Source organism: Kitasatospora sp. NPDC050543, from assembly GCF_044457565.1.
GTDB lineage: Bacteria > Actinomycetota > Actinomycetes > Streptomycetales > Streptomycetaceae > Kitasatospora.
Genome location: NZ_JBITGZ010000068.1, coordinates 1 through 12440 on the forward strand (window position 1 = coordinate 1; position 12440 = coordinate 12440).

The 12440-nt window shown below is 71.3% G+C and carries 11 protein-coding genes and 1 rRNA gene; all 12 read right to left on the minus strand.

Features of this window, described 5'->3' with window-relative positions:
- Window positions 1-360 precede the first annotated feature (360 nt).
- A complete protein-coding gene (locus ACIBH3_RS35310) occupies window positions 361-1737 on the minus strand; it encodes a DNA polymerase IV (protein ID WP_396316221.1) in 1377 nt (458 codons plus the stop codon).
- Window positions 1738-1819: 82 nt separating this feature from the next.
- Window positions 1820-2509, minus strand: coding sequence for a vancomycin high temperature exclusion protein (locus tag ACIBH3_RS35315; protein ID WP_396316222.1), 690 nt, complete (start codon window positions 2507-2509; stop codon window positions 1820-1822).
- 97 nt (window positions 2510-2606) lie between these two features.
- A complete protein-coding gene (locus tag ACIBH3_RS35320; RefSeq protein ID WP_396316223.1) occupies window positions 2607-3293 on the minus strand; it encodes a MerR family transcriptional regulator in 687 nt (228 codons plus the stop codon).
- 294 nt (window positions 3294-3587) lie between these two features.
- Entirely contained in the window at window positions 3588-4061 is a 474-nt protein-coding gene (locus ACIBH3_RS35325; RefSeq protein WP_073927314.1) for a bifunctional nuclease family protein, read from the minus strand.
- A gap of 156 nt (window positions 4062-4217) precedes the next feature.
- Window positions 4218-4910, minus strand: a complete 693-nt coding sequence (locus ACIBH3_RS35330) for a MerR family transcriptional regulator (protein WP_396316229.1) — start codon at window positions 4908-4910, stop codon at window positions 4218-4220.
- A 180-nt stretch (window positions 4911-5090) separates the two neighbouring features.
- Window positions 5091-5972: an FHA domain-containing protein gene (locus ACIBH3_RS35335; protein WP_396316224.1), complete on the minus strand. Its 882-nt coding sequence runs from the start codon at window positions 5970-5972 to the stop codon at window positions 5091-5093.
- Window positions 5973-6171: 199 nt separating this feature from the next.
- Window positions 6172-7422, minus strand: coding sequence for a DUF881 domain-containing protein (locus tag ACIBH3_RS35340; RefSeq protein ID WP_396316225.1), 1251 nt, complete (start codon window positions 7420-7422; stop codon window positions 6172-6174).
- A gap of 55 nt (window positions 7423-7477) precedes the next feature.
- A complete protein-coding gene (locus tag ACIBH3_RS35345; protein ID WP_073927316.1) occupies window positions 7478-7810 on the minus strand; it encodes a small basic family protein in 333 nt (110 codons plus the stop codon).
- Window positions 7807-8889, minus strand: a complete 1083-nt coding sequence (locus tag ACIBH3_RS35350) for a DUF881 domain-containing protein (protein ID WP_396316226.1) — start codon at window positions 8887-8889, stop codon at window positions 7807-7809. The genes ACIBH3_RS35345 and ACIBH3_RS35350 overlap by 4 nt, the downstream gene beginning before the upstream one ends.
- Window positions 8890-9031: 142 nt before the next feature.
- Window positions 9032-11527 carry a sugar phosphate nucleotidyltransferase gene (locus tag ACIBH3_RS35355; RefSeq protein ID WP_396316227.1) on the minus strand — a complete coding sequence of 832 codons (2496 nt, stop codon included), beginning with the start codon at window positions 11525-11527 and terminating at the stop codon, window positions 9032-9034.
- A gap of 124 nt (window positions 11528-11651) precedes the next feature.
- On the minus strand, window positions 11652-12263 hold the full coding sequence (locus ACIBH3_RS35360; RefSeq protein WP_396316228.1) for a CDP-alcohol phosphatidyltransferase family protein: 612 nt from the start codon (window positions 12261-12263) through the stop codon (window positions 11652-11654).
- Between the two features lie 98 nt (window positions 12264-12361).
- Window positions 12362-12440, minus strand: a 5S ribosomal RNA gene (rrf, locus tag ACIBH3_RS35365); the annotation flags it as partial.

The following is a 12440-nucleotide window of genomic DNA, read 5'->3' on the forward strand; positions in this document are numbered from 1 at the left end:
ACGCCTACAAGCACGCGTTCGCCACCGCGGCCGTCATCTGCCTCGTCGCCGGCGCCGTCCCCTTCCTGATCCGCCAGATCAAGCCGACCACCACCACCGCGGCCAACGCCCAGGCGGACCTCACCAGCCCCGAGCTGGCCAAGACCGACGCCTGACGAGGCGTCCACCCTCGCGGCCAGGGACAGGGCGCGAGGGGACTGAACCCCACCGGGTCGACGAGGGCATCGCGACCACCAGGGGTTCAGCCCGACACGCGGCTCCCGCCCGGACTCCCTCCGGGCGGGGGCCGCTTTCGCATGCCCGTACCGCCCCTGCCCGCTGCGCCTGCACCCGGCCTTCGCTTGCTCCCCGCCGCCCCGGCTACTCCAGGCCGTAGCCCTCCTCGACCAGCGGCAGCGGCCCGGCGGCCTCCAGGTCCTGATCGTCCACCGCGAACGTCCGCACCCGGCCAGGCGCGCTCCACGGCGTCTCGAAGCGCACCGTCACCCGCCCCACCCCGCTGCCCTGCACCCACCCCGGCCCGAACTGTGCGTGCGTCACGTCCTGGCCCGGGTACCAGCGCGGCACGGCGGGCGGCTGCGCCGCCGCGGGCTCGGCCGCGCGCGCCGGCCGCTCCTCGTCCGGCGCCTGCTCGTGCACCGCCTGCGCGAAGAGATCCTCCTGGGTGTAGTCGGCCAGCTGGGACACCCCGACGCCGAGCAGCCGCACCCCGCCGGTGATGTCCACCTGCGAGGCCAGCCGCAGCGCCGTGTCGGCGATCACCGCCTCGTCGTCGGTCGGGCCGCGCAGCGTCTCCGACCTGGTCAATGTGGAGAAGTCGAAACGCCGGACCTTGAGCACCACCGTCCGCCCCGAGCGCCCGGCCGCCCGCAGGCGCCGTACGCAGCGGCCCGCCAGCACCTCCACCTCACGCAGGATCCGGTCCCGATCCGCGAGGTCGACCTCGAAGGTGTCCTCCACCGAGATCGACTTGGCGTCCCGCTCCGCCACCACCGGCCGCTCGTCCAGCCCCAGCGACATCTGGTGCACGCCCGTCCCGTGCGCCCGGCCCAGCAGCTGCACCAGCTCTGCCTCGCCGGCCTCCGCCAGGTCCGCGACGGTGTTCAGCCCGGCGCGGCGCAGCGCCTGCTCGGTCGCCGGGCCGATCCCGGGCAGCGCGCGGACGGGCATCGGCCCGAGCACCGCACGCTCCTGGCCGAGGCCCACCAGCACCAGCCCGTCCGGTTTGGCCTGCTCGGAGGCGATCTTCGCCATCAACTTGGACCCGGCCGCGCCCACCGAGGCCGTCAGCCCTGTCCGGCGCCTGATGTCCGCCCGCAGGTCCTCCGCCAGGGCCAGCACCAGCCGGGCGCCCTCGGCGGCGTCCCGCGCCTGCGCCAGCGCCGGGCCGTACGGGCCCGCCTCCAGGTCGACGAAGGCCTCGTCCAGGCTGAGCGGCTCCACCAGCGGGGAGATCTCCCGCAACAGGCTCATCACCAGCTCGCTGACCGGGCGGTAGGCGTCGAAGCGGCCCGCCAGGAAGGCCGCGTTGGGGCACAGCCGCCGGGCCTGCGCCATCGGCATCGCCGAGTGCACCCCGAAACGCCGCGCCTCGTACGAGGCGGTGGACACCACGCCCCGGCCGCCCAGCCCGCCGACCACCACCGGCTTGCCGCGCAGGCTCGGCTTGGCCGCCTGCTCCACCGCGGCGAAGAAGGCGTCCATGTCGAGGTGGATGATGCTCGGCAGTGACCGCACCAACCGATCATGCCGCACGGGTCCGACAACGCCCCCACCCCCGGGCCGAGCGGGCGCCCGGCACAGGGGCCTGGGCGGTCGCTCAGCGCCCGCCCGCGTCCGCCAGCGCCTTGGGGATGCCGGGCTCCTGCGGGCCGAGCAACGCCGGGTCGGGGCGCAGCCAGGCGTTGAGCGCCGCCTTGCCCGCGCCGGGGATCTCCCGCAGGCCGCCGTAGAGCCAGGTGGCGTCGTGCACCTCGGGCACCCCGACCGCGTACGAGTCGACGCCCGCCGCCTGGCAGAGCGCCAGGGCCCGGCGGACGTGGAAGTCCTGACTGACCAGTACGGCGCGGGAGACCCCGAAGATCCGCCGGGCGCGGGTGCAGCTGTCCCAGGTGTCGAATCCGGCGTAGTCACCGACCACCCGTACCTCGGGCACGCCGTGCCCCACCAGGTAGCCGCGCATCGCGTCGGTCTCGTCGTAGCTCGCCCGCCCGTTGTCGCCGGTGACCAGGATCGCCTGCACCTTGTGGTGCTGGTACAGCTCCAGCGCGGCGTCCAGCCGGTGTGCCAGGTACGGGGACGGCGTGCCGTTGTCCAGCCCGGCGCCGAACACGACCGCGACGGGCGCCTCGGGCGCGCTCGCGACCGTGCCCACCCGCTCGCCCGAGCCCACCCAGAGCCAGGCGCTGGGCGCCAGCGCCAGCGAGCACGCCACGGTGGCCAGCTGGAAGAGCCTGCGCTGCGTCCTGCGCTGTTTCAGCCCGCCTGCCCATGCCACGACGATCCCCACGTGTCCCTCCCCGCCCGCCTGCTCTCCACCAGCCCTGACGACGACGCAGGCCCGGACGGTTCCCCGTCCGGGCCTGCGAGTGGATCAGTGGCGCGGGTCAGCCCGCGCGGTTGCGGCGCTGGGCCAGTTCGTCGGCCGGGTCGTGGCCGATCACGGTCTCGCCGGTGTCGGTACGCTCGGCGTGCAGCCGGCCGAGGGCACTCTCCAGCTCCTGCCAGACCGCGCCGACCGCGATCCCGAAGACGCCCTGACCACCCTTCAGCAGGTCCACGACCTGCTGGGCGGTGGTGCACTCGTAGACGACGGCGCCGTCGCACATCAGCGTCAACCCGGCCAGGTCGCCGACCTCGGCGGACTGCAGATGGGTGACCGCCACCCGGATGTTCTGGAGCGAGACGCCCGCGTCCAGCAGCCGCTTGACGATCTTCAGCAGTAGGACATCGCGGAAGCTGTAGAGCCGCTGGCTGCTCGCGGGGTACACCGAGCGCACGCTCGGCTCCAGCAGGCCGGTACGGGCCCAGTAGTCCAGCTGGCGGTAGGTGATCCCGGCGGCCGCGCACGCCGTCGGGCCGCGGTAGCCGACCAGGGCGGACGTCGGACCGAGCCGCTCGATCGCGGGCTGTCCGGCCTGGACGGCGGGAAAGCGCCCCATCCTGGGCCGTTCGGCGGTGCCGTGCTCGGCGGGCTGCGACTCCCAGGCGCACTCCTGAACGCTCCTGGCGGCGCGCGGAAGGTGCACGGAGCACAGGCCTCCAACGGCCGCTTCATCGCCGGTGCTGGTCATGCCTACCTCCGTCCACTCCATGCTGCGAGCAACCGGCTGCAGGCAGTCCCGGGCAGCCACTCCTGACGGTAGGCAGTCACCCATGACCCGTCAACGATCGCCACGCCGGGCGGGAGAAACTGCATCACTCAGGAGAGTGGTTTTTCGTGCCCTCAGTGTGGGTACGTGGACGGATTTTGGCAAAACGGCCGGACACGGCCCGACTCCCGAGCCGGAGAACTGCTACAGCTGGGCCGCCGCGGCTGAGCACGATACGACTGACCTGGGTTCGGCGGAGTCGCCGAGCCCGACCCGCTACTGCTGGCCGCCGCCGAAGTCCTCGGGCGAGACCTGGTCGAGGAACTCGCGGAACTTCTCGACCTCGTCCTCCTGCTCGTCCGGGATCGCGATGCCCGCCTCGGCGAGCACCTCCTCGCTCCCGTAGATCGGCGTCCCGGTGCGCAGCGCCAGCGCTATCGCGTCCGAAGGACGGGCGCTGACCTCGACACCCCCGGTGAACACCAGCTCGGCGTAGAACACGCCCTCGCGCAGGTCGGTGATCCGCACCTCGGTGAGCTGCTGGCCCAGCGCCTCCAGCACGTCCTTGAACAGGTCGTGGGTCAGCGGGCGCACCGGCGTCATGCCCTGCTGGGCGAAGGCGATCGCGGTCGCCTCACCGGGGCCGATCCAGATCGGCAGGTACCGATCGCCCCCTACCTCCCGCAGCAGCACGATCGGCTGGTTGGAAGGCATCTCCACCCGGACACCCACGACGTCGAGCTCATTCACAGTGGCAACCCTATGGCCCACACCGCCGATATGAAAGCGCAACCGGGACCGGCCTGGTCACAGAGGCCGTATCCGGCCGGTCCGGGGCCCGCCGCGGCCGGCTCCCCGACCCCCCGCCCCTCGTAGGCGCCTCGGCGGGGCCGGCTGCGACGCCCCTCAGGACTTGGTCCGCAGACCCGCCTGCACCATGGCCGCGTGTAGCCGGACCGACAGCGTCGCCAGCTCCCGCGCGGTGGCCTCGGCATGGGCCCTGGTCTGCGGATTGCGGTGGCGGCGCAGCGGGGCGACGATCTGGTCGACCAGGGCGACCTCACGGTCGGCGGCGGCCTTCATGGCCCGCAGGTGGCGCGGCTCCAGCCCGTACCGGCCCAGCTCCGCGACCAGCCTGGCCACCTGCAGCGCCTCCCCGTCGTACCCGCCGTCGGCGCCGGGCGCCACCAGCCCGTACGACTCCCACTCACTCAGCTCGCCCTCGCCGGCCTCGGCGGCGGCGAGCAGCTCGGCGCGGCCCAGCCGGACGCCGGACGCCGCGTCGGTCCCCGCCACCAGCTCGCGGTCCGCTTCCTCCAGCGGGCCGGGCCTGGCCTCGGGTGCGGGCAGCGCCGGCGGCGCCTCGCCGCGCTCGATCGCGTCCAGGTGCTCCCGGATCACCCGCAGCGGCAGGTAGTGGTCGCGTTGCATCCGCAGCACGTACGCCAGCCGCTCGACGTCCGCCGGGCTGAACTTGCGGTACCCCGAGGGGGTACGCCGCGGCTCGACCAGGCCCTCGGCCTCCAGGAACCTGATCTTGGAGATCGTCACCTCGGGAAAGTCGTCCCGCAGGAAGGCCAGCACCGCGCCGATGCTCAGCAGGTCGTCGCCGCGCCGGCGGACGTCCCCGGCGCGCCACTCCGGGCGGACCGGCTGCCGAGGGGCCGCGACCAATCCCCGTGCGCCCGGCTCCGACTGTGGGCCGGACGGCACGGGGGTGGCCGCCCCGAGAGATGTAGGAGTATTCGCGCTCACTCGGGCTCCTGCCGAAGTCGTGTGTCAGTACCCCCGGTTGTGGCTGGCGAAGAACACCAGCCGGTACTTCCCGATCTGCACCTCGTCACCGTTGTGCAGCGGCACCTCGTCGATCCGCTCCCGGTTGACGTACGTGCCGTTGAGGCTGCCCACGTCGGCCACGGTGAAGCCGCCGCCGGGCGTCCGTCGGAACTCCACGTGCCGGCGCGAGACCGTCACGTCGTCCAGGAAGATGTCACCCTCCGGGTGACGGCCCGCGGTGGTCTTGTCGGCGTCCAGGAGGAACCGGCTGCCGGAGTTCGGACCGCGCTGCACGATCAGCAGGGCCGAACCCGGTGGGAGCGCGTCGATCGCCGACAGCACCTCGGGCGAGAGCGCCGGCGTGGCGCCGGTGCTGGTCGCGTTGGGGTCGTAGGACTCCAGGCCGGAGATCGAGATCGTCGAGGTGGTCTCCGCGGCCCCCTCGGGCAGCGCACCCCCCCGCAACGCGGTGCCGCAGTTGGAGCAGAAGCGGGCCGCGGCGGGGTTCTGGTTCCCGCACCTCGGACACGCACTGGTGCCAGCCATGTTCACAGCCTCCTGGCGCGGCACACCCGACGGGTCGTGCCCGGCGTAGGGATCCGGGGCAAACCCTCCACCAAAGGTTGAGGGTCCTGACTGGAAACCTATGCGCGGGGCGCCGGAGGGGTCAACCGACGCGCCGTAGCCCGCGGGATTCCCGCCGACCTGGGCGTCCGCGCCGTCCAGGAACACCGGGAACTCCGCGGTGTACTCGGACGACTCGGGAGACGGCCGCATCCCCGGCACGGCCGCCTCGTCCTCGGCCTTGCGATGGCGCGCGGTGGGCGCATCGACAGCCGCACCACGGCGGTTGTTGCGGCCGAACAACTTCGAGAAGAAACTCACGGGCGAATCCCCTTGCGTGTGACAGACCCGCCCGCGGGGCAGGGTGAGAACCTCGGACAGGCTGCGATCCCGGCTCTGTACCGGGACGACGGAAGTGATGCTCCGACAGGCAGCGGTTTGGACCAGTGTCGCCGACGGGCTGCGGACAGCCCCCACCGGGGGCTCCCCGCAGGTGACGGACCGTACGACGGGTGCGCCGTCACTTCGCCGCCGGCTTGGCGTAGAGCGGTGGGCGCAGCTCGGTGAGCGCGTCCACGACGACCTTCTGCTGCTGGACGATGGTGGCGCGTGCCTGGTGACTCTCCAATGTACGGACCACACCACCCGGAATGTTCAGCGCGGGCGTCAGATCCTGCGGGTTACCGACGACGGTGAACCGGTACGGCTGCGAAACCTTCTTGCCGTCGATCTGTACGCCGCCCCCCGTGACATCGGTGAAGTAGGTGTCGACCACCACACGCACATCGTTGATCTGAATCGCCTCCGCCCCCGCTGCTCGGAGTTCCTGCAGGGTGTCCAGCAGCATATCGGCCTTCACCTGCCCTTGGGGATCATCGACCGTGAGTACGATGCCCGGTCCTGTGGCCTTGACGGTCCCGGCGAGGATGCCGAGCTCCGTCACCTTCTTCCTGGTCTGCTCCTGAGCCTCCTTGGCCTGGTTGGAACTGTTCTCCAACTGGGCCAGGGACTGCTCGAGCTGCGCCTTCTCCTGCTGGAGACGCTGCTGACGGCTGTCCAGTTCGTCGAGGATGCGGACCAAATCCTCCTGACGTGCGCCGCGCAGCTGGCTGTGGTCGTTGGTGGAGCGGACCTGGATCGCCAGGGCCAGGCCCAGCGAGAACAGCAGCAGGGCGACCACCAGCTGACCCCGCGACAGCCTGGGCGGCCACAGTGCGGCGCGCAGGCGGCGCCTGCCGTTGGCCTGCACGGCGGGAGCGGGAGCAGTGTCGGCAACGGCGGCGGGCACGGGTGCCTGGGCCGGCGTCTGCGCCGGCTCCGCGGGCGCCTCCTCGGCCTTCTCACCCGGCTCGGACTTCTTGATCGCTACCGGCGCCACGGCCGCCACAGCCGCTGCCGCCGGGCCTGCCGCCGCGGCCTCGTCAGCCTCGTCAGCCCTGTCAGCCTCATCGGCGGCCTGCGCGGCCTTCGACGGCGCCGCCGACGCCCGCCGCTCGGACGGCTCAGGTTCGCCGGAAGGTATGACCCGGTCGGAGGACACGGCCAGGACCGGCGCGGCCGGCTCATCGACGGCCGCGGGATCCACCGCGGGCACACCCTCGCCGCCGTCGGCAGCGACGGTCACCTCGGCGGCCGTGTCCTCCTCGACCTGGCCGTCGACGACTCCACCGTCAGCGGGCTCGGCACCGTTCACCCCGGCGCCGACAGCCTGGGCATCGTCGACCTCGGCACCATTGACCTTGCCACCCTCGGCCCTGTCGTCCTGCCCCACGTCTGCTCCTGCCCGTCCGATCCGTCCGTCCTCCTCCCCCCGCCCCCGTTCGGGCTCAGGCGCGGAAGACATGGCGCCTGATCGCGGCCGCGTTGGAGAAGATCCGGATGCCGAGCACGACGACCACACCGGTGGACAGCTGCGAGCCGACGCCGAGCTGGTCACCGAGGAAGACGATCAGCGCCGCGACGACCACGTTGGACAGGAAGGACACCACGAAGACCTTGTCGTCGAAGATCCCGTCCAGCATCGCGCGGACACCACCGAACACCGCGTCCAGCGCCGCCACCACGGCGATCGGCAGGTACGGCACAACGGCGTCGGGCACCTCGGGCTGGACGAAGAGGCCGACGACCACCCCGATCACGAGACCCAGTACGGCAATCACGGTCTAGTTGCTCCTGTCCCAGCGGAAGGCGACCCGGGGGTCGCGGTCGGCGTCTTGCGCGGCCTGGCGTTGGTGGTGGCGGAGTGCGTCGGCGTCGGCGTGGTCGTGAGAGAGGGCGTGGCGGTCGGCGTCGGCGTCGCCGTCGCGGAAGCCGTCGGCGTCGCGGAGGGCGCCGCGCCCGCCGTGGCACCGGCCGTGGCCGAGTCTGCGGGCTGAGCGGTGCGGAGGGTCACCCCGACCGCGGCCGGCAGCGTCAGCTTCTTCTGCACGGAGAGATCGGACTTGATGCCGTAGTTCTCCTGCAACAGGTGCAGGTACCGCCCCGCCACGCCGTTGTCGAACGCCGGACCCAGCTTGGGCCCGTCCCCCAGCGCCAGCACGGTGTACGGCGGCACGAGCGGCCGGTTGTCCACCAGCACGGCCTCCCCCGCGTTCCTGATCGCCGAGAGCGCGGTCAGCCGCTGCCCGTTGACGGAGACCGCCTCCGCGCCGGCCTGCCAGAGCCCGTTGACGACCAGCTGCATGTCACGGTCGCGCAGCCGCCCGGTGTTGGAGAACCCCTCGGCCGCCCGCGGGTCGACGTTGCCACCGGCCCCCGTACCGGCGGCGTCCTCGATCACCAGCCGCACGCCGGGCCCCGTGACCTCCCCCGTGCCCACCGACCCCGCCAGCTCCGCGAGCCCGGCGTCCCCGGTGGACTGCAGCGCCTGCTGCTGCGCGCCGGTGACCCTGCGCCGCAGCTCCTGCACCTGTTGCTGAAGGCGGTCAGCCGCCCCCGTGGTGTCCGTGACCCGATGGATCAGCGCGTCGCGCTCCTTGGCCAGCGTCGGCTCGGCCTCGCGCGCGTTCACGGCGCCGACCGTCACGACCGCCCCCACCAGAGCCAGCCCGATCGCCAGCGTCACCAGCCCGCGGCCCGTGGTCGGCATGCGCCGGTTGCGCTCGCCGCCCCTGGCCTCGGCCGCCTCGGCGTAGCCCTCGTCCAGGCCGTGGGTCATCACGCTGGTCAGCAGGGACATCGAGGCGTCAGGGCGGTTGAATCTTCCGTCCCTGGAACTCGGTGTCGGCGTCGCTGGCATGCGGACCATCGTCCCACGTCGCTGCGAGCGCCTGTGCACAACCCCTGTGGTCACCGGCCGCCCACACGGCGCGGACCAGCATCAATGGTGCGAACCGGACAGAGGTGGGGCGGCACCGGCCGCCCCACCCGCGCTCTGCCCGTTACCTTCCGGCGCCCTCCACCACCGCCGCCCACTCGTCCAGCAGTCGCTCCGCCGCCTCGTCGTCCGGGCCCTCGGCCCACAGGTGCGTCACGGCCTCCGCCGGGTCCGGCAGGACGAGCGTCCAGCGGCCGTCCGCCTCGACCACCCGCACCCCGTCGGTGGTGTCCAGCGTGCGGTTGCCCGCGGCCTCGACGACCGAGCGCATCACCATGCCCTTGGCCGCCCATGGGGTGGCGATGTCCCGCCGGTGGATGTGCGCCTGCGGGATCCGGGCATCGATCTGACTGAGCGTCAGCTGTGTCCGCGCCACCAACCCGACCAGCCGGACGAAGGCCGCCGCGCCGTCCAGCACACCGCTGAACTCCGGCACCACGAACCCGCCCCGGCCGTCACCGCCGAACACCGTGCCCTCCTGGGCACAGGCCTTGGCCAGGTCGTCGGGGGTGGTGGTCGTCCAGATCACCTGGGTGCCGTGGTACGCCGCCACCTGCTCGGCGATCCGGGTCGTGGTGACCGGCAACGCGACCTGGCCGCTGCGCCGCTCGGCCGCGACGAGGTCGAGCAGCACCAGCAGCGCCCGATCGTCACCGATCACCCGGCCGAGCTCGTCCACGAACGAGACGCGCTCGCCGACCGGATCGAAGCGCACCCCGAAGGCCGCCCGGGAGGACGCCACCAGCTCGCCCAGCCTGGCCAGCCCGGCCCGGCGGGACTCGGCGTCCTCGGTGGGCCTGGCCTCGTCGAGCCCGCCGGAGACGGTCAGGGCCTCCACCCCGAGCCGGCCGAGGATGCTGGGCAGGACGAGCCCGGCGCTGCCGTGCGCGGTGTCCACCACGACCTTCAGTCCGGCCTCCCGGACCCCGGTGATGTCCACGGTCCGCAGCAGGTTGCCCGCGTAGGAGTCGAAGACGCTGGATGGGAAGGTCAGGTCGCCGATCTCCCCGGGGAACGCCCTGCGGTACTCCTGGCGGGCGTAGACGCGGTCCAGCTTGCGCTGGCCGGCCTGCGAGAGGTCGGCGCCGCGCTCGTCGAAGAAGAGGATGTCGAGCGAGTCCGGCACCCCCGGTGTGGTCCGCAGGAAGATCCCGCCGGCACTGCCGCGTGCGGTGTGCTGCCGAGCCACCGGCATCGGTACGTTCTCCAGGTCACGGACGTCGATGGCGCTGGTCTGGAGCGCCGAGATCATCGCCCGCTTGAGGGCACGCGCGCCACGCGAGTGGTCACGCGCGATGGTGACGGTCGCGCCCTTCTTCAGCGTCGTCGCGTACGCGCCCGCCAGCCGGACGGCCAGCTCGGGGGTGATCTCGACATTGAGGATGCCCGAGACGCCGCGGACACCGAAGAGGTGCTCCTGCCCGCGGGACTCCCAGATCACCGAGGTGTTGACGACGGCTCCGGCCTCGATCGTCTTGAACGGGTAGACCCGGACGTTGCCCGCGATGATCGACTCCTCGCCGATCAGGCACTCGTCGCCGATCACCGCGCCGTCGTCGATCCGTGCGGCCCGCATCACGTCGGTGTTCTTTCCGATGACGCAGCCGCGCAGATTGCTCTGCGGTCCGATGTAGACGTTGTCGTGGATCACCGCCTTGTGCAGGAACGCGCCACGCTTGACGACCACGTTGCTGCCCAGCACTGTGTGCTCGCGCAGCTCAACCCCGGCCTCGACCTTGGCGTAGTCCCCGATGTAGAGCGGCCCGCGCAGCACCGCCTCCGGGTCGACCTCGGCGCCCTCGGCCACCCAGACCCCGGGCGAGATCTCGAACCCGTCGAGCTCGACGTCGACCTTGCCCTCCAGGACGTCCGCCTGGGCCTTCTGGTAACTCTCGTGGGTGCCCACGTCCTCCCAGTAGCCCTCGGCGACATAGCCGAACACCGGTTTGCCCTCCTTGAGCAACTGCGGGAACACGTCGCTCGACCAGTCCACGGACTCGCCGGCCGCGACATAGTCGAAGACCTCGGGCTCCATCACATAGATACCGGTGTTCACCGTGTCGGAGAAGACCTGGCCCCAGGTCGGCTTCTCCAGGAAGCGCTCGACCCGGCCCTCGTCGTCGGTGATCGTGATACCGAATTCAAGCGGATTGGGCACCCGGGTGAGGCAGACCGTCACCATGGCCCCCTTCCGGCGGTGGAAGGCGATCAATTCGGAGAGATCGAAGTCGGTGAGCGCGTCACCGGAGATCACCAGGAACGAATCGTCCCGGAGCGCGTCCTCGGCGTTCTTGACACTTCCTGCGGTACCGAGAGGGGTTTCCTCGTTGGCATATGTCAGATGCATACCGAGCTCTTCGCCGTCACCGAAGTAGTTCTTGACCAGCGAGGCCAGGAACTGGACGGTCACAACTGTGTCGCTGAGGCCGTGCCGCTTCAGCAGCCTCAGCACATGCTCCATGATCGGCCTGTTGGCCACCGGCAGCAGCGGCTTGGGCATGCTCGAGGTCATCGGGCGGAGTCGAGTGCCCTCGCCCCCTGCCATCACAACGGCTTTCATTACGGGTGCGTCCTCCTTCGCGGTGGTGGACCCTGCGGGTCCATCAAACCGTTCCAGGGGTTCTCTACCCGGAAGAAATCGTCCGACGCACCGGAGCGTCGTGGTAGTTCTCTCAGATCACGTCTCAAACTGCGGACGCGGCGTCCGCCTTGACGATCTGCCGAGCCTGTACCGCATAGAGGATGCCGGCCCACCAGTAGAGCGTTGTCCCCCACCAGATGAACGCCCAGCTGACCGCCTCGGCCGGCGCGGCGATCCAGCTGTCACCACTACCCAGAAGAAGCAGCGGAAATGCGTACATCAGATTGAACGTCGCGGCTTTCCCGAGGAAACTCACCTGCAACGGCCCGTAGCCGTGCCGGTTCAGAATCGGCAACAGGGAGAGGATGAAGAGCTCACGGGCCAGCAGAATCGCCGTGACCCACCAGGGCAGGATCTCCCGCCAGGTCAGGCCCACCAGCGTCGACAGCACGTACAGCCGGTCCGCCAGCGGGTCGAGAATCTGCCCGACCCGGCTGATCTGCCCCCACCTGCGGGCAAGTTTGCCGTCCAGGTAGTCACTGATGCCGCTCAGCATCAGGATGGCGATCGCCCAGCCGTCGTTGTTGGGCCCGCCGAACACCGGCCAGAGAATCAACCAGAGGAAGATGGGCACGCCGACCAGGCGACCCATGCTCAACAGGTTGGGGATGGTGAGCACGCGATCGGTCTGGACCCGCGTCTCCTGGACCTCCACCCGGGGGCCTCCTGTACGGTGTGACGACTGTGCACGATGACCTTATAACAGAGAAGCCCCCGACCGGTCACCCGGCGGGGGCTTCTCTGTGAATGATTGTTCGGCGGCGTCCTACTCTCCCACAGGGTCCCCCCTGCAGTACCATCGGCGCTGTGAGGCTTAGCTTCCGGGTTCGGA